17 protein-coding genes and 1 pseudogene are annotated in these 18,065 nt (G+C 56.2%); 11 read left to right on the top strand and 7 right to left on the bottom strand.

Going from position 1 to position 18,065, the window contains the following annotated elements; all coding sequences use genetic code 11:
• Both GRH90_RS13285 and GRH90_RS13280 read left to right on the top strand, forming a co-directional pair.
• A pseudogene (locus GRH90_RS13285) lies at nucleotides 1-203 on the top strand (galactonate dehydratase); the annotation flags it as partial.
• A 303-nt stretch (nucleotides 204-506) separates the two neighbouring features.
• The gene (locus tag GRH90_RS13280; RefSeq protein WP_162366442.1) at nucleotides 507-1,796 is read left to right on the top strand and encodes an MFS transporter; all 1,290 of its coding nucleotides are present in this window, start codon (nucleotides 507-509) and stop codon (nucleotides 1,794-1,796) included.
• A gap of 171 nt (nucleotides 1,797-1,967) precedes the next feature.
• Here the strand turns inward: GRH90_RS13280 and GRH90_RS13275 are convergent, their stop codons facing one another.
• Nucleotides 1,968-2,345, bottom strand: coding sequence for a winged helix-turn-helix transcriptional regulator (locus tag GRH90_RS13275; protein WP_162366428.1), 378 nt, complete (start codon nucleotides 2,343-2,345; stop codon nucleotides 1,968-1,970).
• 98 nt (nucleotides 2,346-2,443) lie between these two features.
• Between GRH90_RS13275 and GRH90_RS13270 the strand changes: the two genes are divergently transcribed.
• Nucleotides 2,444-3,175 carry an SDR family NAD(P)-dependent oxidoreductase gene (locus GRH90_RS13270; protein ID WP_162366427.1) on the top strand — a complete coding sequence of 244 codons (732 nt, stop codon included), beginning with the start codon at nucleotides 2,444-2,446 and terminating at the stop codon, nucleotides 3,173-3,175.
• A gap of 93 nt (nucleotides 3,176-3,268) precedes the next feature.
• Here the strand turns inward: GRH90_RS13270 and GRH90_RS13265 are convergent, their stop codons facing one another.
• A complete protein-coding gene (locus tag GRH90_RS13265; protein ID WP_162366426.1) occupies nucleotides 3,269-3,571 on the bottom strand; it encodes an RpnC/YadD family protein in 303 nt (100 codons plus the stop codon).
• 348 nt (nucleotides 3,572-3,919) lie between these two features.
• Here GRH90_RS13265 and GRH90_RS13260 point away from each other — a divergent pair, with 348 nt between their 5' ends.
• From GRH90_RS13260 to GRH90_RS13235, 6 genes are all read left to right on the top strand, one after another.
• A complete protein-coding gene (locus GRH90_RS13260) occupies nucleotides 3,920-4,723 on the top strand; it encodes a MipA/OmpV family protein (RefSeq protein ID WP_162366425.1) in 804 nt (267 codons plus the stop codon).
• A 14-nt stretch (nucleotides 4,724-4,737) separates the two neighbouring features.
• Nucleotides 4,738-5,418 (top strand): response regulator transcription factor, encoded by a 681-nt coding sequence (locus tag GRH90_RS13255; protein WP_162366424.1) that lies wholly within the window; start codon nucleotides 4,738-4,740, stop codon nucleotides 5,416-5,418.
• 102 nt (nucleotides 5,419-5,520) lie between these two features.
• Nucleotides 5,521-6,834, top strand: coding sequence for a HAMP domain-containing sensor histidine kinase (locus tag GRH90_RS13250; RefSeq protein ID WP_246236025.1), 1,314 nt, complete (start codon nucleotides 5,521-5,523; stop codon nucleotides 6,832-6,834).
• 92 nt (nucleotides 6,835-6,926) lie between these two features.
• Entirely contained in the window at nucleotides 6,927-7,844 is a 918-nt protein-coding gene (locus tag GRH90_RS13245; protein ID WP_162366422.1) for a nucleoside hydrolase, read from the top strand.
• 288 nt (nucleotides 7,845-8,132) lie between these two features.
• Nucleotides 8,133-8,768 (top strand): transglycosylase SLT domain-containing protein, encoded by a 636-nt coding sequence (locus tag GRH90_RS13240; protein ID WP_312857185.1) that lies wholly within the window; start codon nucleotides 8,133-8,135, stop codon nucleotides 8,766-8,768.
• A 177-nt stretch (nucleotides 8,769-8,945) separates the two neighbouring features.
• A complete protein-coding gene (locus tag GRH90_RS13235) occupies nucleotides 8,946-9,734 on the top strand; it encodes a pyrroline-5-carboxylate reductase family protein (protein WP_162366421.1) in 789 nt (262 codons plus the stop codon).
• 61 nt (nucleotides 9,735-9,795) lie between these two features.
• Here the strand turns inward: GRH90_RS13235 and GRH90_RS13230 are convergent, their stop codons facing one another.
• Nucleotides 9,796-10,740 carry a DMT family transporter gene (locus GRH90_RS13230; protein WP_162366420.1) on the bottom strand — a complete coding sequence of 315 codons (945 nt, stop codon included), beginning with the start codon at nucleotides 10,738-10,740 and terminating at the stop codon, nucleotides 9,796-9,798.
• A gap of 1 nt (nucleotide 10,741) precedes the next feature.
• Nucleotides 10,742-12,334 (bottom strand): B12-binding domain-containing radical SAM protein, encoded by a 1,593-nt coding sequence (locus GRH90_RS13225; protein ID WP_162366419.1) that lies wholly within the window; start codon nucleotides 12,332-12,334, stop codon nucleotides 10,742-10,744.
• A 136-nt stretch (nucleotides 12,335-12,470) separates the two neighbouring features.
• Between GRH90_RS13225 and ftrA the strand changes: the two genes are divergently transcribed.
• On the top strand, nucleotides 12,471-13,505 hold the full coding sequence (ftrA, locus tag GRH90_RS13220) for a transcriptional regulator FtrA (protein ID WP_162366418.1): 1,035 nt from the start codon (nucleotides 12,471-12,473) through the stop codon (nucleotides 13,503-13,505).
• On the opposite strand, the gene GRH90_RS13215 is transcribed toward ftrA, so the two are convergent.
• Nucleotides 13,464-14,372, bottom strand: a complete 909-nt coding sequence (locus tag GRH90_RS13215; protein WP_162366417.1) for a LysR family transcriptional regulator — start codon at nucleotides 14,370-14,372, stop codon at nucleotides 13,464-13,466. The two genes, ftrA and GRH90_RS13215, sit on opposite strands and share 42 nt — an antisense overlap.
• A 104-nt stretch (nucleotides 14,373-14,476) precedes the next feature.
• Between GRH90_RS13215 and GRH90_RS13210 the strand changes: the two genes are divergently transcribed.
• Nucleotides 14,477-15,544, top strand: a complete 1,068-nt coding sequence (locus tag GRH90_RS13210) for an SDR family oxidoreductase (RefSeq protein ID WP_162366416.1) — start codon at nucleotides 14,477-14,479, stop codon at nucleotides 15,542-15,544.
• Nucleotides 15,545-15,567: 23 nt separating this feature from the next.
• Here GRH90_RS13210 and GRH90_RS13205 read toward each other — a convergent pair whose 3' ends face one another.
• Nucleotides 15,568-16,533, bottom strand: coding sequence for a D-2-hydroxyacid dehydrogenase family protein (locus tag GRH90_RS13205; RefSeq protein ID WP_246236023.1), 966 nt, complete (start codon nucleotides 16,531-16,533; stop codon nucleotides 15,568-15,570).
• A gap of 207 nt (nucleotides 16,534-16,740) precedes the next feature.
• Nucleotides 16,741-17,886, bottom strand: a complete 1,146-nt coding sequence (locus tag GRH90_RS13200; protein ID WP_162366415.1) for an iron-containing alcohol dehydrogenase — start codon at nucleotides 17,884-17,886, stop codon at nucleotides 16,741-16,743.
• Nucleotides 17,887-18,065 lie beyond the last annotated feature (179 nt).

Here is an 18,065-nt window from a genome sequence, read left to right as displayed (position 1 = left end):
ATTATAATAAAGGCGCCGAACTGCTGGATTACGTTATAAATAAAGACGACTTCAAAATGACCGACGGCTATTTTTATCCGCTAAATAAACCGGGCCTGGGCGTGGAGATTAATGAAGAGCTGGCGATTGAACGCAGTAAAAACGCCGGCGACTGGCGTAATCCGGTGTGGCGTTACCCTGATGGCGCGGTGGCCGAATGGTAACATCTTATTTATCGACAAAAAAATGGCCTTAACCCTGTTTGATATTGAATAGTTTTTATATTTTCAAACGAATCAATAACAATATTTTCGTCTGAGAAATCAGAACAATTTTTTAATTTTATCATTAACTTTATCTTATTAAATTTATCATAAATCTTTAATTATTATTTGACAGCGTTAATTTTCAATTTTCCGATAATGGCTGACTATTATCGCAGAATTTTTCAGCTTTAATTGAATAGCCGATCAACTGACTACCGACCTTACCTTACATGTTTTATTTTACTGAACAGGACGAACAAGATGGATATTTCAGTAACCACCGCGCCCTCCAAACGGCGCTATATTACACTGCTAATGATCTTTGTTACTGTGGTGATTTGTTATGTTGACCGCGCCAACCTGGCGGTAGCGTCAGTGCATATCCAGCAAGAGTTCGGCATCAATAAGACTCAGATGGGATATGTCTTTTCGGCATTTGCCTGGACTTATACTCTCTGCCAAATACCGGGAGGCTGGTTTCTCGATCGCGTCGGCTCAAAAATGACTTATTTCATTGCCATTTTTGGCTGGTCCGTGGCTACGCTCGGCCAAGGATTTGCCAACGGCTTGATTTCACTAATGGGTTTACGTGCCATTACCGGGATGTTTGAAGCGCCCGCGTTTCCAACCAATAACCGGATGGTGACAAGTTGGTTTCCCGAGCAGGAACGGGCATCCGCGGTCGGTTTTTTCACCTCGGGGCAATTTGTCGGTTTGGCTTTTCTGACACCGTTGCTGATCTGGGTTCAGGAAATGCTGAGCTGGCATTGGGTGTTTATTCTCACCGGCGGGGTGGGCATCATCTGGTCGCTGATTTGGCACTTCGTTTATCAGCCGCCAAGAAAAAGCAAAGGTATCAACGCGGCCGAATTGCACTATATTGCAGCCGGTGGCGGCATGATTGACGGGGACGCGCCTACGACCAAGGCGAAACGCATTCCTATGACCGTTGCCGACTGGAAATTGATATTCAACCGCAAGCTGGTCGGCGTTTACCTGGGTCAGTTTGCCGTGACGTCCACGTTATGGTTCTTTTTAACCTGGTTCCCCAATTATTTGACTCAGGAAAAGCATATCGGCGCCTTAACCGCCGGTTTTATGACTACCGTACCCTTCCTGGCGGCATTTGTTGGCGTATTGCTGTCCGGTATCTTTGCCGATCGCATGGTGCGCAAGGGTAAATCAATCGGGTTTGCACGGAAAACGCCAATCATCTGTGGTCTGTTACTGTCAACCTGCATCATGGGCGCGAATTATACCGACGACCCTTTTTGGATTATGGCGCTGATGGCTTTAGCCTTTTTCGGTAATGGTTTCGCTTCAATCACCTGGTCGCTGGTATCGTCACTGGCGCCGGTACGGCTTATCGGACTGACCGGCGGCGTGTTTAACTTCGTCGGCGGATTAGGTGGCATCACCGTTCCACTGGTGGTCGGCTACCTTGCCCAGGATTATGGTTTCGCACCGGCGCTGATCTATATCGCGGCGGTAGCCCTGCTGGGCGCATTATCGTACATATGCCTGGTTGGCGAAGTAAAACGGGTTGGCTAATGTCAAGGCCCATTAAACCCGCCGCCTGGGGAAGGATCCCCAGGGAACCATCAAATCATTGCAATCGACCGGCGGCTGGTTATCGGGTTTTGGGCAGTGCTTGCGCCACGCAGCGAATCACCTATCATCATGCGCAGCAATGATTTTACCCTCAAGAAGCGTGGGCGCGGATCAGGCCGGGCTGCTGATATGCAGGTCGAAATCCCGCTGCGCCCGTTCGATATCGGATTGATGCTCGACGGCCCATGTATAAAGCGCGGCAAACGGCACTTGTAACGTATGCCCCAACGGCGTGAGCGAATATTCAACCGCAATCGGCGAGGTAACGATCACGCGTCTCACGACCAGCCCGCTTCTCTCCAGCCGGCGCAGGCTTTCGGTCAGCGCCTTTTGCGTGATCCCCGCCAGGCGCCGCTGCAACTCATTAAACCGAACCGGCTCCGTACAGATAGCCGTCAGGATCAATACCGACCACTTGTTGGCGATTTGATCGAGGATGGGACGGGTTGCCGATGCTATATCAAGGGTATCGTTAGCGGCCTGGCACATGGTGGTTTCCTTGCGTATACCTACGCGACTCAAGGTGCGTTATTGACAGTAGGTATACAAGATATACTATCATGGCTCAAATTCAACGGAGTATTTTTATGTCGAACTTAAATGGGAAAATCGCCGTGGTCACCGGCGGCAACAGCGGAATCGGCTTGGCTATCGCGCAACGTTTTGTGCGGGAAGGCGCCTATGTTTTTATCACCGGGCGTCGCCAGGAGGAACTCGACAAGGCGGTCGCGCTGATCGGTAAAAACGTCGAGGCGGTGCAAGGCGACGTTACCAAATCGGAAGATCTTGACCGGCTGTACGCAACGGTAAAGGCGAGCAAAGGCAGGCTGGACACGCTAGTGTTATCCTCGGGCGTTTCCGAATACGCTACCCTGGCCGAAATCACGCAAACGCATTACGATCGCATTTTTGATCTTAACGCCCGCGCCGCGCTGTTTACGGCGCAAAAAGCGTTACCGCTGATGACCCACGGCGGCAGCATGGTATTAGTGGGATCCATCGCCGGGTTTATCGGAACCGCCGGTTATGGCGTTTATGCCGCGTCCAAGGCCGCCATGCGCTCTTATGCCAGGACCTGGACCAGCGAGTTCGCCGATCGCGGCATTCGTGTTAACACGATAAGTCCCGGGCCGATTGAGACCCCGATGTTTGATCAGGTTACGGATGAAATCAGGCAATCGCTGACCGCCCTTATTCCGTTGGGGCGCATGGGCAAGCCGGAAGAAGTCGCCGCCGCCGCCCTATTCCTCGCATCTGACGAAAGCAGCTTTATTGCCGGCGCGGAATTATGCATTGACGGCGGGATGGCTCAAATCTAATGGGCGCCGGCGACGGCGCATGTTTTTTTGCCTCAAGAGAACCTGCGGGGGCATGTCAGGCCGTCAGGCGCAGGTCCGGGCAGCCGTTCTTCGTCAGACCAGACGGTCCAGCTCTTCATCGGACATTTGGGTGGAGGCTTTGACCAAAGCGCGATCAGCACCACTATGCAGCAGATGCCGGGCAACCATATATATACCTTCCTGCCGGCCTTCATTCCGGCCTTTCTCGAGACCTTCCCGCAGGCCTTCCTGTCGGCCAATTTGTGCTAATTTTTGCGCTATGGTCATCATGCTCTCCTGATAGCGCGGTGCCTGGTGCGCCAGTTGACTAAAAAAACCCTTGGCATCTTCGGTATCCCCTGCCTGGGAAATATAATATATCAGGCTAGTAATCAACCAAAATAACAACCATTGAAATTAAACAATGAAATATAAAATTTAATTACAGGAATGTTTATTTGGCTGTAGATCAACACCAGGAAGGAATGGGTCTAATATAGATGTAACAGCCATAATCTCGCTCTGCAATTTATATAGGCTGTTTTTGTTATATAGGCTGTTTTTGGCATGGCTATTCCAAATATATATCCCCCCGGCGCATTACCCACCGGTGCCGGCTGACCGCCGTTACGATCAGTGTTAATCGGCATGCTGTAAGTCGGCTGTAAGCCTGCGGGACTTAGAGTGATCCCGTCTTGATCACCTTCTCCTGGCACTATCCAGGCAACCACTGCGAGAAAATCCATGCAACATCGGCTCAGGGTATGGCATGCGTTAGCATCAATCGTGTTTTTTACCGGCACCGCTTGCGCCGCCGATCCCGTCCCGGCAACGGCCGGAAGCGACGTGTCGGGTTTTACGTTTTGGAACGATGCGCCCAACGTCACCCGCTGGGGTCTGGGGGTTGGCGTAGGTTACCGACAGTCGCCCTATAAAGGGGACGATGCCAGCTTTTCTCCCCTGCCCCTGGTCTATTTCGATAATAAATGGATCCATTTGTTCGGTAATAAACTCGATATCAGTATCGGCCGTTGGGACAACGTCAGGTTTACCCTGCGTGGGGAATATGCCCTGGGCGACGGTTATAAGGAATCGGACGCGCCAATACTCGACGGCATGCAGAAACGAAAAGGCGGCTTTTGGATCGGGCCGGCCCTGGCCTGGGATACCGGGTATGGCACGCTCGCGGCAAGCTTCCTGACGGCGGGGAATAAAGGGCAAAAGGCGGGTGTTGATTACAGCAACGCCTTCGACTATGGTGACTTTGCGCTGGTACCCCATGCCGGGATTGACTGGTATAACAGCCGATATGTGGATTATTATTACGGCGTGGAGGATAACGAGGCGCGCGCCGGGCGTGATGCCTACGCAGGCAAAGCCGCTTATAACCTGACGGCGGGAGTACGTTTAGACTATCGGCTCACGCCGCACCAGAGCCTGAGTTTTGACGCCGGCGTCACCCGTCTGGGCGGCGGAATTACCGACAGTCCGCTGGTCGGAAGGACGGTGATCCCCGCAGCCAAATTCGGCTACCTCTATAGTTTTTAACTGGGTAAAAATTGATGCCGCGTGTCGCAGTGATCGAGGATAACCAGCGTCTGGCGGCAATGATCGGCCAGGCGTTGTCGGGTGCCGGGGTGGAAACCGATTTTTTTTACACCCTGTCGCAGGCAAAATACGGTGTTACCCAGGCAAGTTATGCGGTGCTTATCGTCGACCGCGGTTTGCCTGACGGCGATGGCCTGGATTTTTTGCGTGAGCTGCGGGCAACCGGCCATATGACGGCATGCCTGATGCTGACCGCCAGGGATGCGCTGCACGACCGGATCGACGGCCTGGAGAGCGGCGCGGATGATTACGTCACCAAGCCCTTCGCCATGAGCGAACTGGTGGCGCGCGTCAGGACGCTGATGCGACGGCCGGTTGAAACCGCCGGGCTGATCTACGCCTTCGCCGATATTACCGTTGACCCGCAGGAGCAGACGCTGCGCGGCGCAACGCTTTCCGTCCAGCTGGCGCCCACCGAGCTGCAGATCCTGCTGGCCCTGATTAAGGCGCGTGGACAAACGGTCCGTCATTCGGCGCTGGAGCACGCGGCCTGGGGATTAGGCGAGGCGGTCACCCCGAATGCGCTGGAAGTGACGGTTCACCGGTTACGCAGAAAAATGTCCTCGGCGGGCGTGGCGGCCCATATTGCCAATGTTCGCGGTGTTGGCTTCGCGCTCCGGGCGCTGGGGCAATGAAGGTTGACGCACGCGGTAACGACAGGCCTGTAGATGCTTAATCAATATCGTCTTACACCCCGGGTGCGCTATTGGACACATAGCCTGTCGGCAAGGTTGTGGTTGACCAGTATCGCTGTTTTGGCGGTCAGCCTGTCGCTTATCGCGGCGCCCTTCCTCTATGCGCTAAATCAATACCCCCTGGAAATGTGGCAACAGAGCAATAATCAAAGGATCGCGCAACGCGTTGCCGCCGGATTGACCTATAACGAGCGGGGCATGCCGGTTTCAGCCATGGTGGATGAACAGACGGCCTGGCTGTTTGATGTCGCCCCCACGGAGGTGATGTATCGGGTATTTGATAACGCCGGCGGCATCATCCTCAGCGCCGGAAAAGATCACGACGGCCATCCATGGGGCAAGGTCCGGCTGGCGGAGCTGGCGGGAACCCACCAGCAGGTATCCATCAACGGCCAGCCGTTTGATATGGCTACGCTGGAAGTCCTTCACCAGGGCCGGCTGTTCTATGTGCAAACCGCCACCAGCAACGCCTTCGGCGACACGGTGGTAGATATGAAATTCGGGCCGCTGCCGGAGATGATCGCAGTCAGCATTTTAATTGCGACCATAGCGTTCGGCTTGGCGTTTCCCTTTACCATACGCCGTGTGCTTCACCCCCTGAAAGTGGCATCGGACGCCGCCACATCGATTACCCCGGCCAATTTACAGACCCGGTTATCCGACCAGCATGTCCCAAGCGAGATCAAGCCCCTTATCGTCGCCTTCAATGATGCCCTGGCGCGGCTGGAAAAAGGCTTCACGGCGCAGCAGGAGTTCCTGGGAGCCGCGGCGCATGAGCTGCAAACGCCGCTCACCCTGCTGCGCGGACAGATTGAACTCCAGACCGAAATCGAGAATAAAGATCTGCTGTACCGGGATATTGACCTGATGGCCCGGCAGGTACGCCAGCTTCTGCATCTGGCAGAAGTCAGTGAATCGCAGAACTATAGCTTCGGTGAGATTGACAGGATAGCCGTGGTGCGGGACGTCCTGGCCTACCTGGAACGAAAAGCCGGGGGGAACCAGATTACATTACGTCTTCAGGCGCCGGATACCCTGCCGTTGCTCTATGCCGATAAAAGCGCGCTGTTTATTTTGCTGAAAAATATTGTCGAGAATGCTATCCATTATACTCCCGCCGGCGGCACCGTGTTCGTCGTGGCCGACCATACCTCTGTTCAGGTTACCGACAGCGGGCCGGGCATCAAGCCCGGCGAATTGCCTTTGGTGTTTGACCGGTTCTGGCGCGCGCCCGATGCGGTACAGGGAGGCACGGGATTGGGCCTGGCCATCTGCAGGGAAATTGCCGTGGCCCATCGCTGGCGGCTCAGCGTGGAGGCATTGCGGCCCGGCACCCGCTTTATCCTGTGGTTTTGACCGTTTACGTCCGCGAAAAATTTAACGGGGATGACGACCGGCAAAATTGGGTATCATGTCACCTGTCTTCCCTTTTCACCCAAGGCGCGATCGTGGCAACACATAACATTATTATCGACTGTGATCCCGGGGTTGACGATGCCGTGGCAATCCTCCTGGCCCTCGCTTCCCCCCGGGAGATCGAGCTGGCGGGTATTACCACCGTGGCGGGAAACGTGCCCCTGGCACGGACCGAATATAATGCGCGGCGCATATGCACGCTGGCCGGGCGCGAGGATATCCCGGTTTATGCCGGTTGCGCCCGCCCGATGCTGGAAAGCAGCGGCGTCGGCTCAACGGTGCATGGCGATGATGGACTGGGCGGCGTGCTGCTGCCTGAGCCGGGGTTTGCCCTGCGACCAGGACATGCCGTGGACTTTATTATCCGGGCGGTGCTGGATGCGCCCGGTGAAATCACCCTCTGCCCGATAGGGCCGCTTACCAATATCGCCCTGGCCATCGTCAAGGAGCCGGCCATTGCCGGCAAAATAAAACAAATAGTGTTCATGGGCGGCGCCGCCTTTTGTCCGGGTAACGTTACGCCGGTGGCCGAATTCAATATCTATGCCGATCCCTGGGCGGCGCATATCGTACTCAGCGCGGGCATCAGGCAGGCCATGTTTGGACTTGACGTCACGCTACAGGCCACCATCACCGCTCCCTACCTGGATCATCTGCAGAGCCTTGGCCCGCGGCTGGCGAAGATCGCCGCCATGATGCGCGGCTACCAGGCCGGCGACCCCTGCCTGCACGATCCCTGCGTCATCGCCTGGTTAATCGATCCAACCCTGTTCGACGGCGTGCCGGGCCATGCCATGGTCTGCCATCAGGAGGATGCCCTGCGCGGCAATACCATGGTGGCGATAAAGGCGCGGCACCTGCAAAAGACGCCGGCTAATATTACCCTGATGACCGGGGTGGACAGGCCAAGGCTGCTGGCTTTATTGACCGAAAGGTTATCGCATTACTGACCGATAACAACATTTCTTATCGGCTGGCGGATTTCAATAATATTATTATTTTAAAACCCAATATCAGCGTATTCCAGGCGCGGTATTATCCTTACATTTTTTTGATTTTTTGCATATTAATTTAGGACGCGTCTTAGAGACCCAGCGGTGATTTCGCCGCGGCTGGGGAAAGACTGACGAAACGGCGGCAAAAAATGCAAAATGCCCAGCAATTTTAAAAAAAAACATTCAGCTGTGGGAAAAACCTGTATATGCTGAGGGTCGCTCCCGTCGCCTGAGGCATACCCTGTGAAATTAAACTCCCTTTTCCTGATAGCGGGTTTGCTGTTGGCCGGGTGTGCCAAACAACCCATTGACCGGCCCGTCGCCCTCGTCACCCCGCCCCAACCGCAGCAAATGCTGTTGGAGGAAGCGCCCAAGGGGATCTATGGCGGCTATATTCATGACTCCGCCAGTATCTACGGCGTCGATGAAACGCTGGTGAAGGCCATCATTCAGGTTGAGTCGGGGTATAATCCCAGTGTGGTCAGTAAATCCAATGCCGTCGGACTGATGCAGCTCAAGGCCTCCACCGCCGGGCGCGATGCCTATCGCTTAAAAGGCCGTTACGGCCAGCCGAGCGTCCGTGATTTAAAAGATCCCGCCACTAATATCGATCTGGGCACCGCCTATATCAGCATCCTGCAGCGTCAATTGTCGGGCATAAAGAACCAGGAAACCCTGCGTTATGCCATTGCCGTCGCCTATGTAAACGGCGCGGGCGCGCTGCTGCGCTCGTTCTCAAGCGATCGGGACTATGCCATCACCAAGATTAACCAACTGACGCCGGAACAATTCTCCCGGCATATCCAGGAAAAGCATCCCCAGCCGCAGGCGCCCCGCTACCTGTGGAAAGTGAAAAATGCCTATCTGGCCATGCGCTGAGGCCGTCAGCCACCTGCACAAGGTTTGCGGCTCCGCATGATTTCCCCTAGAGCCGCAGCTTGTTCTGCCGGCCTGCGACGGCCGGGATCTTGCCGGCCGCCATTCTCTGCGCCAGGATAGACCACTTCTTCCCCGCCAGGGGCGGTTCAACGGGGCTGTCCATAAAAAAGAGAGGATGTGATGAAAGTACATTTTATCGGCGCGGGGCAGATGGTTGAAGCCATTGTCCGGGCCGCCGTCAACAACGGCAAACTGCGCGGCGGCGACATCAGCATCGAGGATATCGATCCGGCGCGCGTCAGCCTGTTAACCGGGAAATATGGCGTAGCGGCGTCAAAGTCATTGGCGGGCGCGGATCTGGTGGTGATCGCGGTTCGGCCCCAGGACAACCTGGGCGCGGTGGCCAAAAGCATCGTCGACCGCGCCTCCGACGACGTCATCGTGGTGTCTATCGTGGCGGGCGTGACGCTGGCGCACCTGGATACGCTGCTCGGCGCCGGACGTCCGGTTGCCCGGGTGATCCCCAATACCCTGACCGATACGGGTTACGGTTTCAGCGGCGTGGTGCTTAATGAACGGGTCAGGCCCGACGATATCCAGGATTTTCTCGAAAGCTTCGGTAAGGTGCTGTACCTGGAGGAACGCATGCTGGATATTTTTACCGGTTTTGCCATCGCCGGTCCTAACTATATTTATTACTTTATCGAGTCCCTGACCGATGCGGGCGTATTGGCCGGACTGCCCCGGGCCCAGGCCACCGCCGTGGTCATGGAAAACCTGGTTGGCGCGGTGGAGATGTTAAAACGCAGCCAGCTGCACCCGCGCCAATTGCTTGATATCAACAACTCGCCGGCGGGCGTCGGCATGCACGGCTTGTATGAACTCAATAACAGCGATTTCGCCGCCGGACTGCAGCGCAGCGTGCTGGCCGCGGTAAAACGCACCACCCAGCTGGCTAATGAGTAACGGACGCGCCCCACGCCGGGTAAGCCCGCCGGCGGCGCGCTGAGGCCGGGCGTGTTAAGGGTTACCGGATGGGCCCCTGCCGGATCGGTAATTTCGGTTGGATGGCGGATTTGTCCGTCTTCACCCGGTTCGACAGCATTACACCGGAAATAATCACGACTGCGCCTATCCACTGCACCAGGCCGGCCGGTTCCTTCAGCACAAATACCGACAGGAATACCGTGATGAAGGGGACTAAATTGATAAAAGACGCTGCTTTGGTCGCCCCGATTTCATCTATACCTTGATTGAAAAATAAATATGCCAGCACCGAGCCGCCGATCGACATAAATATTATCGAGGCAATGCTGATAAGGGTGATCGTCCGTCCGGGATAACAAAAGGCCACCTGGTGATACGCATCGGTAAATACCCAGGGCAAAAAAGCCAGGCTACCGTACAAGAAAAGAAAAAACATACGCACCATGCCCGAAATGGGAATGTTCCATCTTTTGATTAACACATTATAAACACCAAAGCATAAGGTACTGATTAACAGCATAATATCTCCGATATTATAGGACGAGTCCTTAACACTATGCCAATTACCGCCGCTGATGGTAATCGCCACCCCGAGGTAGGCAACAATCAATCCCAGCAGTTGCCAGGGCTTGACACGTTCCATGCCGGATAAAGAAGCAATCAGCAGCGTAATCAACGGAATGGTCGCCTCGATAATACCGGCATTAAACGCGCTGCTGGTATTCAGGCCGTTAAAGTAAAAATAATAACACAAGGTCACGCCAAAAATAGCCGTCACCAGCATACGCACATGCGTAACCCAATTGATATGCAGCAGCTGTTTTTTATTATCAATTAAAATAAAGATTATCGCCGCGGCCAGGAAAAAACGGATAAAGGTGACGAACGAAGGAACGAATACCGCCAGGGCATATTTACCCGCTATTGCCGAGCCGCCCCAAAAAAAGGCGGAAAGGGATAAGGTAATATAGACTTTCATACGCATGTTATTTTGTCCCATAAAACATGAACAGCTTCTTCATGTTTTGTTCCAATCGTGCAATATAGGCATATTCAGCCCGCAGCAAACGATCGGAAATAATATCCTCGGAGGATAATTCGCCAATCAGGCCCACGATAAACTCCACCGTATCGCCCTGGATCGTGCTGATGTGCTGATCGAAGGCCTTCTCCCGGTGGGAATAACCGGTGATGCCGCAGTAAAATTGCGCCACTTTTATTGAATCGCGGATCTCGCGCAGCATGCGGTCTTCCAGGCGAATAATTTCATAGCGGTCGATTATCCGACGGATGAAAGCATAGAGCGTGGCCACTTTGTCATCCTTGAAGTGATAATTTTCCACATCCCAGGGCACATGCCGATCGTGCATGCGCGTCTGGTTATTAAGACGAATGCCGGGCAGCGTTTCGGCGCGCGAGGCGATATTCCATAACGACGCCAGCCCGACGCCGTACAAAAACAGCACGGTATTTTGTATTTGCCGCAGCGTTACGTCCTGGAAGAACGTAATACAGCCGTTGGTAGACCCGGTCATGCCCAGGGATTTAAGGTAGTGGAAAACCCTGCTTGATTCGGACGGGACAATTTTTTTGTTATACAGATCAAGCTGCTCGTTATCACCGGCCTCCAGGCCAAGATAGGTGCTGATAAGGCCGACGCTTCTTAAACGCAGCAGCAGGTCCCGGTCCCTGGGTTTGTTGATGTCAAAGCTGTCGGCGCGGATAAAGGCGTCCAAAGGCAAGGATAACGATCGCCGCTCCATCTCGTCGCAAAATTCCTCAATCCATGCGCGGTTTTCCCTGGCAGGCGTCACAAAGGTGGCATCGTAGATATGCAGATACCCGCGGGTTTGCTTCACCAGCGATTGCATCGAGGCGATCTCTTTCACGACGTTGGCGGGCGAGCGCGACCGGATGCCCGTGGACTCATTGCCCAGAAAACGCTGCGCGTTGCAAAATACGCAAGGGTAAGGGCAGCCGCGTTTAATTAAAATGCCGGTTTTAACCGGCCTGGCGGTGCGTACGCTTTTCAGCGCAATATCATGGGCCGCGAAACACAGGTTATCGAGATTATTATTCGCCGCCCGATTGGCGTTAATATGGATCTCGCCGGTCGCCCGGTCCCGCCAGGTGATGCCCTCGATATCGTTGAGTGGAAAGTCGTTGCTGATGGCGTCGACCACCCGGTGGAAGGTAATCTCCCCCTCTCCCCGGCAAATGGCGTCTATGGACGGATAGGCCGACAGAATGCCGACATCTTCATACGACACATGCTCGCCGCCCAGGACGATAAAAGGCTTGGGATCGGCAAACAGCGCCAGCCGCTGGCTTATCCTTAACGCTGAATGCAGGGTGGCGTAATTAACGCTAAAGGCGATCAGGGCGAATTTTTCCCTGGTAATCAGCTGGGCCATATCGCTTTCCGTTAAACCGTCCACCCGCAGATCGTAGAGCTCCACGCTGTGCCCGACCGGTCGTAGCTGGGCGGCAATCAGTGCCAGCGCCAGGTTTTCATATTGATCATACAGTTCGCGCATCCCCACCGTTTCCGTCTCCGGATTGATCAGAGCGATCCTCATGCCACCTCCCCTATGCAACAGCAATAAAATGCCAGTGAGCCATACCCTTTAAAACGGGTTTATCTTCTATACGGCCCACTAATAGGGATATTATGTAATTATACCTATGGGTCTTGATAGGATAGGAAGGGACAACATGCGTATAAATCATGCCAAAAAAGGCCACCATGTCGTGGCGGTGGCCTACGATCGGCTGCGGACCTTCGAGTTTGGCTGCGTGGTGGAATTTTTTGCCGTGGAACGGCCTGAATTGAACGTCGACTGGTATCGATTTTCGGTCTGTACCGCCGATAAGCACCTGATTCATGCCGTCGGCGGCATCCGCATGGAGATAGAAGCCGATCTGGATTTGCTGGCCGCCGCGGATACGATCATCATCCCGGCCTGGCGGGATATCAACGAAACTCCCCCAGAGCGCCTGTTGCAAAGCCTGCGTGACGCCTACCGGCGCGGCGCGCGCATTTGCAGCATCTGCACCGGGGTGTTTGTGCTGGCGGCGGCGGGCCTGTTGCATGGCAAAAGCGTCACCACCCATTGGCATCACGCCAGGCTGCTGGCGCAACGTTATCCCGACACCATCGTATTGCCCTCGGCGCTGTATGTCGATCAGGGGCAAATCATGACCTCGGCCGGGTCGGCGGCCGGGCTGGATATGCTGCTGCATCTGGTCAAGAACGACTACGGCCACCGGGTCGCCAATATGGTGGCGCAGCGTCTGGTGATCCCATTCCACCGGGAAGGGAGCCAGCAGCAGTTAATCAAAACCAAGGTGGTGGAAAAAGGGGAAAACCGCATTTCCACCCTGGTGGACTGGCTGCGGAGCAATTTGATACTGACCCATACGGTATCCTCGCTGGCAAAACGCGCCATGATGTCCGAACGGACGCTGCAACGTCATTTCCAGGAAGCCATGGGACTGCCCGTTATGCAATGGCTGGCGCAGTGCCGATTGGATTATGCCAAGGAGCTGTTGGGCGCCGGGTCGCTGTCCATCGCCAGGATAGCCGAAGTCTCCGGCCATAGCTCGGAGGCTACGTTTCGTCATCAGTTCAGGCTGCATGAAAATATCTCGCCGACCCAGTTTCGCCGCCAATTCGGGCAAAAGTACGGCGACGTCTCCGCGCATGCCCTAGCGGATGCGCAACTGTTCGGCGAAGGTTTGCAGCAGTAAGTCAATCTTGGGCGTCAATTGCTTGTTCTTGGGCCAGATAATGTGCAACGGCAGGCCGTCAACCGAGACCTCGGGCAGGATCCGCACCAGTGTCCCGCGGTTAAGGCTATCGTTCACCAGCCAGGTGGCCATTTGCGCGATGCCCGCTCCCGCCTCAAGGGCCGCCACCTGCGCTTCGCTATCGCCGAGCATCATATGATGCGCCACCGCCAGCGGCTCGGCCCGTTCGCCGTCCGCCGGCAGCGACCATCGCGCGCCCGCGCCGTCGCCTTTGCCATAAACCACGCAATCATATTCACCCAGTTGATCCGCGCTGAGCGGCACGCCCCGCTTCGCCAGGTAAGACGGCGCGGCGCAAAAAACCAACCGTTCGGTGCCCAGGTAACGATGGCCGACCGTGGGCGGTAAATCGCCGATACCGCCGATACGCACCGCGACATCCACCCCTTCGTCCGCCAGATCGACAAAACGATCGGTAAAGGTGATATGCGGACGCAGATTCGCATGCCGCCGGCAAAATTCAATCAGCACCGGCATCACGATCATACGGCCGAACGAGGCGGGCAGATCGATGCGCAGCCGCCCCATCGGCGTATGGGCGTGCGACGCCAGCACCGCCTGCGCCTCGGCCAGATCGTTTAATACCCGGGTACAGGTTTCATAAAACGCCTGCCCGGCGTCGGTAAGCCTGAGCCGGCGCGTGGTGCGCTCGAACAGCCGCGTGTCCAGCCGCTGTTCGAGACGCGCCACGCTTTTACCCACCGCCGAGCTGGTGAGGTTAAGCTGCTCGGCGGCAGAGGCAAAACTGCCGTGCCTGGCGGCATAGACAAACGCGGTCAGGCCTTTGAGGCGTTCAGTAGGAATCATAGGATTATGGAAAAAAAGTCCTTAATATCGATAAATATTAGCCGGGATAAGAATTAAATTCCAGCTTAAGCTAAAGGCCAACATAGTCGAGAGGAGGTTACCCCATGCAACATAACGCATTAATCGTAGGGGCCAGCGGCGTTATCGGCAGCGCCCTGGCGGAGAGATTGCTCAACGGCCAATGGCGGGTATACGGCCTGTCACGCGGGCGCACGCCGGTGCCGGCGGGATGCGAATCCATGGTGGCCGATCTTGCCGACGCGGAGTCCGTGGCGTCGGCGTTAAAAAATCTTAAGGTCGATCGGGTATTTTTTACCGCCTGGGCGCGCCAGGATACGGAAAGAGAGAATATCCGCGTTAACGGCGCCATGGCCAGCAACGTGCTGGACGCGCTGGGCGGCTCGCTGGAGAACGGTCACGTTGCGCTGGTCACCGGGCTGAAACATTACCTGGGGCCGTTTGAATCCTATGCCACCGGCGCGGTTCCCGCCACGCCTTTTCGCGAAGAGCAGGGACGGCTGCCGGTGGACAATTTTTATTACGAACAGGAAGATCGGCTGTTCGCCGCGGCTAAACGCCATGGCTTCACCTGGAGCGTCCACCGCCCGCACACCATCGTCGGTTACGCCATCGGCAACGCCATGAATATGGGCGTGACCCTGGCGGCCTATGCCACGCTGTGCAAACACACCGGCCGGCCGTTTATTTTCCCCGGCTCCGCCACCCAGTGGCATGGCATGACCGACGTGACCGATGCCCGGCTGCTGGCAAGCCATCTGGAATGGGCCGCCACCCACGGCCAGGGGCAAAACCAGGACTTTAACGTGGTGAACGGCGATGTCTTCCGCTGGCAGTGGATGTGGTCGCAGATTGCGGACTATTTTGGCCTGGACGCGGCCCCGTTCCCCGACCAAATGTCGCCGCTCGGCGATCGCATGCAGGACGCGGCGCCGCTGTGGTCGGACATCGCCGGCCACTTTGGCCTGCGGGAAGCCAATATCGACAAGCTGGCCTCCTGGTGGCATACCGATGCCGATCTCGGACGGCCGATGGAAATCCTTACCGACATGGGTAAAAGCCGCAAGGCGGGTTTCCTTGAGTATCAAAATACCCGCGACGGTTTTATCGATCTGTTCGATCGGCTTAAGGCGGAACGGATCATCCCGGCGTAATGACCCGATCCCCGCCGCCGGTTTTATTGCAGCAGCCTGATCGGCCGGCCCGCGTGCCAGGCCAGGATGTCCTCGATCATGTTGCCGAAGAACAGGGCATAGCTCTCGCGGGTCACGTAGCCGATATGCGGCGTCGCCAGGACATTATCCAGGGTGCGAAACGGATGTTCCGCCGGCAGCGGCTCCTGGTCAAAGACATCCAGCGCCGCGCCGGCGATACGCCGCGCGCGTAGGGCGGCAATCAATGCCGCCTCGTCGACAATCGGCCCTCGCGCGGTGTTGACCAGGTAAGCGGTGGGCTTCATCAGCGAGAGCAATGGGGCGTCCACTATCCCGCGGCTGCGCCCGCCCAGCACCAGATGTATGGACAATACATCCGATTGTGCAAATAAAGCCGGTTTTTCGACGTAGGCCACGCCATGCTGCGCCGCCCGTTCGACGGTCAGGTTTTCGCTCCAGGCGATGGTGCGCATGCCGAATGCCTGCGCATAGCGGGCCACCTTCTGGCCGATCTTGCCCAATCCCAGGATGCCGAGCGTCCGGCCGTGCAGGCCGACGCCCAGCCCATGTTGCCAGCCGCCCGCCTTCAGTTGATTAGCCTCCGCCAGCAGATTACGGGTCACGCTCATTATCAGCGCCCAGGCCAGCTCAGGGGCGGCATGGGGATTGCCATCGGTACCGGCGACGCTTATCCCCAGTTCCCCGGCGGCGGCAATATCGATGGCGGCGTTACGCATGCCGCTGGTCACCAACAGCCGCAACCGCGGCAGCTGCGTCAGCAGCGCGCGGTCAAAACGGGTACGTTCACGCATCGCGCAGACAACGTCGTAGGATTGCAGCCGTTCGGCCAAACGCGCGGTGTCGGCGGGATATTCGTGCAAAAAGCTCACCTCGCCGACCGGCGCCAGCGCCGACCAGTCGGCGACCTGACCGGCAACGGATTGCCAATCGTCGATAACCGCGATGCGTATAGGGAACATTTGGCTCATTTTATCTCCTCGAGTGGAAACTGACGGGGGCAGGAAAATATCATCGGCCTTTCCGGCCGGTCATGCCAGTTGAAATAAGGCAGGCGGCACGGGGTGGCAACGCGGGAATAAGCAGGCGGTCGGGCGACCGCCTGGATTTGATGGCAAAACGGCGCTGGCGGCTACCCGCCTCAGGCCCGTGCGCGGCTTTGACAACCGCGCCGTCGGTCAATCACCATAATAAACATGCTGATACAATGATTTAACATCGGCCACCGTCGGCTTGCCCGGGTTGGTCAGGGTGCAGGGGTCCGCAAAGGCGTTGCCGCTCATGCGATCCAGCACGGTATTGAATTTAGACTCATCAAGCTCCACCTCATGACAGTCCTTTAAGGTGCGCGGAATATTCAGCCGGCGGTTAAGATCGTTGATGGCGCTAATCAGGCTGCCGATGCCCAGCCGTTTTTCCAGGCGACGATACTTATCGGTAAAAAGACTATTATATTGAATAATATACGGCAGCATAATGGCGTTGGCCAGGCCATGGGTAATGCCGAACTCCCCGCCGATTTTATGCGCCATGGAATGCACCAGGCCCAGCGACGCGTTGGTGAAGGCGATGCCGGCCAGCGCCGAGGCGTTATGCATATTATACCGCGCCGATATATTAGCCGGCTGCAGGTAGGCGGTTTCCAGGTTCTCGAATACCAGTTGGATGGCTTCCACCGCATAGGGGTCGGTAAACGAGGTGGCCGCCGTGGAAACATAGGCCTCAAGGGCATGGGTCAGCACATCCATGCCGGTATGGGCGGTAACGGCGGCAGGCATGGCCGCCGGCAGGCGGGGATCGAGAATGGCGATATCCGGCACCATATCGGCCGCCACGATCGGATACTTAATATGCTTTTCCGTATCGGTGATCACCGAAAAAGCGGTAATTTCCGAGCCGCTGCCGCTGGTGGACGGGATGGCGACAAAGCGCGCCTTATTGCGCAGCGGCGGCATGGAGCCGACCGGGATGATATCCGCAAAATCCAGGTGCGGGTGTTCGTAAAAGCACCACATCACCTTGGCGGCGTCGATGGCCGAGCCGCCGCCGATGGCCACGATCCAGTCGGGCTGGAATTGTAGCATCGCGCCGGCGCCCCTGCGCACGGTCGCCACCGAGGGATTCGGCTCCACGTTATCAATAATCAGGCACTCAAACCCGGCCTGTTCCAGCAGTTCACGCGCGCGGGCCAGGAAACCCAGGCGTTTCATGGAACTGCCGCCGGTCACCAATGCCGCTCTTTTACCGGTTAACCGCGCCAGGTGATCGAGCGAATTCTCCCCGTAGATAATGGTGCGTGGCAGGGCAAATGTGGATATGGTCATAAGAGACTCCTCAAGGATTAGATGCAAAGATTGTTCAACGCTAACGTGACCGGACATCCGCCCTTTTCGGGCCTGATGACGATCGCTTCTAATCCCAGCATACTCCTGTCATCTGGCCAAAAATGACTGAAGGTAGACACAATTGGCTATTTGGTACTGCGGCAACTAACGGTTTGCGC

This window comes from Acerihabitans arboris, assembly GCF_010131535.1.
Taxonomy (GTDB): domain Bacteria; phylum Pseudomonadota; class Gammaproteobacteria; order Enterobacterales; family Enterobacteriaceae; genus Acerihabitans; species Acerihabitans arboris.
The sequence above is the reverse complement of the archived record's forward strand: the minus strand, read 5'-3'. Positions and strand labels throughout refer to the sequence as shown.